We start from the raw sequence: 2,456 nt of genomic DNA, 5'->3' as shown, positions 1-2,456 counted from the left end.
CGGGCGCACCACCCTGACGCGATCCGCCGGAGCCGGCCCGGACGGCGGGGGATCCGCCCACCCGAGCGGCTCGGTCGCAACCGGGCGGGCCGCACAGGAACTCGGCCTCAAGCGCGGCGAATTCGACCTCGCCGTCCACCTCGGCCTGATCGGTACGGAGGATCCGCCGGGTGGCGGCAACCCGCGGGTCCACCGGGCTGAGATCGACCGGCTCCGCGCCATGGAGGGGTTCCCCGAGTCGCTGCGCGACAAGGTGCGCACGGCCGGTACGGCCGAGGCCGCCTCCCTGCTCGGCGTCAGCCCGGTCCGATTCACCGGTCTCGCGCGGGTCGGCTGCGTCTCACCGGTCGCGTTCTACCTGAACCGCTACCGCGCGGTGGTGTGGCTGTACCTCGTGGAGGAGCTCACCGGATTCGCCGCCAGGGAACCGGGGCTGCTCACCGGAAAGACCCCGGCCGGGATGCGGGCCGTGCTGGAGGGCGGCAGGGACCTGCGTGCGCGCAACTGGCGCGCACGCAGGACGGACCGCCTGCTGAGCCGGGCGGCGGACCCGTGGGTGCGGGCCGCCGTGCAGGCGGCGGCTCTGGACCCCGTCCAGCTCGCCGAGGTGGTCGACGACCCCTATGAGCGGGCCTACCTCATCCGGATGCGCCCCGCCGCCGGCTTCGGGCGCCCGTGCTCCGTGTCCGGGAAGGAAGCGATGGAGCAGTTGATGCTGGCCGACGATCCGGACGAGATCCTCTGGTGCCGGGTGAACCTGGTCATGGAGCTGGATCGCGCCCGGGAGTCACGTGCCGCCCCGCGCCCGGGCCACGCGGGCCGACCGTACGGGGCGGCGGCGGTGCCCGCGGGCCGGCCCGTGGCGCCGCCCCGGCCGCCCGACGGAGCCGGTGGCCTGGGCGCGGACCCCAGTGCCGGCCCGAACCGTCGGTGGCACCCGCGGCTCCGGCCCCGACTGCTCACCAGGATCCTGCGGAGCAGGTCACGCGACCACGACCGTTGAACGCCGCCCATCAATGCACTTGTGCACGACCGCCTCGTGGCGGCATGTTGACCCCATGCTGATCAGGGAAGCCACCGAGGAGGACTGGCCTGCCGTCTGGCCCTTCTTCCATGACATCGTGCGTGCCGGGGAGACCTTCACGTACCCCCTGCAGCTGGGGGAGCGGGAGGCGCGTGGCTGGTGGTTCGTCCCGGAGCCGAGCCGCGTGGTCGTCGCGGTCGACGACGCGGGCATGGTCCTGGGCACCGCCAAGATGAACCGCAACCACATGGGCAACGGTTCGCACATCGCCGGCGCCAGCTACATGGTCGACCCCCGGCACTCCGGGCGCGGGGTGGGCCGGGCCCTGTGCGAGTACACCGTGGACTGGGCTCGTGCGGCCGGGTACCGCGTCATGCAGTTCAACGCCGTGGTGGAGACCAACACCCGGGCCGTGGGTCTGTACCGCTCGCTCGGGTTCGAGGTGCTCGGCACCCTGCCCGAAGGGTTCAAGCACCCCACCCACGGCTACGTCGGACTGCACATCATGTACAAGGCACTCTGAGGTCCGTCCCTTCCGGCGCTCCGGTCCTTCCACAGCGCCCCGTATCCAGCGGCGCCTTTTGGCCATCTTCGGACCGGCGAGCCGCGCTCCGCACCGGCCGGTCTGTCCACCATGTGGTAAGTCGCGGCAGTCTGAGGCCGGTTGACTCGGCCAGAGGTATGCGGGGTGGGCGGGGTCCCGGGGCGCGGTGGCAGTACTGTGCGCCCCACCGCCACCTGGGCGGTGAATCCGTACGGAGGAAGAATCCATGACCATACCCAGGAGATCGCGGCGGGGCGCGGGCGTGTGCGCGGCCGCCGCGATTGCCGGCCTGGCGGGCGGAATCGTGTTCGCCTCTCCGGCCGCAGCTCATACCCCCACCTGGGCCGTGAACTGCACCGAAGTGACGCTCAACCTCACGGCTTACTCGGCATCCGCCGAGAACGAGGTGACCGTCTCGATCGAGGGCGGTGAGGATCTGCTCCCCACCACGACGTTCGGCAGGGAGTACCGCACCAAGACGCCCCTCCCACTTCCCCCGCACGACGAGGTGCTGACCATCCGTCTCGTCGTCAAGGCCGGTGACAACGACCGGTACTCGGTCGAGGACACCAAGCCGTCCCCGGTGTGCGACGAGAACCTTCCCTCGCCCACCCCGACCGAGGACACCCCGTCCCAGGCCCCCAGCACCGAGCAACCGGCCACCGAGCCGCCGGCCACCGAGACGCCCGAGCCGAGTGCCACGCCGAGTGACACCGCCTCGGAGGCGGTGCCCGCCCCGGCCGAGCCGAGCGCCGGCGCGCCCGACCTGGCCGAGACCGGCTCCTCGTCGGCGACGCCCGTCATCGGCGGTGCCGCGGTAGCGGTGCTGCTCGCGGGCGCCGGAATCCTGTGGTCCGTCCGTAAGCGCCGCGCCCCGCAGCACTGAGG

At 72.4% G+C, this 2,456-nt stretch carries 3 protein-coding genes; all 3 read left to right on the top strand.

Annotated elements, in window-relative coordinates:
* On the top strand, positions 1-1,003 hold a 1,003-nt coding region (locus IH13_RS0104610), incomplete at its 5' end, for a DUF6397 family protein (protein ID WP_031081210.1).
* Positions 1,004-1,058: 55 nt separating this feature from the next.
* Entirely contained in the window at positions 1,059-1,547 is a 489-nt protein-coding gene (locus IH13_RS0104605; protein ID WP_031081208.1) for a GNAT family N-acetyltransferase, read from the top strand.
* Positions 1,548-1,794: 247 nt separating this feature from the next.
* Positions 1,795-2,454 carry an LAETG motif-containing sortase-dependent surface protein gene (locus IH13_RS0104600; protein ID WP_031081207.1) on the top strand — a complete coding sequence of 220 codons (660 nt, stop codon included), beginning with the start codon at positions 1,795-1,797 and terminating at the stop codon, positions 2,452-2,454.
* Positions 2,455-2,456 lie beyond the last annotated feature (2 nt).

This window comes from Streptomyces sp. NRRL WC-3549 (assembly GCF_000721935.1).
Taxonomy (GTDB): domain Bacteria; phylum Actinomycetota; class Actinomycetes; order Streptomycetales; family Streptomycetaceae; genus Streptomyces.
This window is presented reverse-complemented; position numbering and strand designations above follow the sequence as displayed.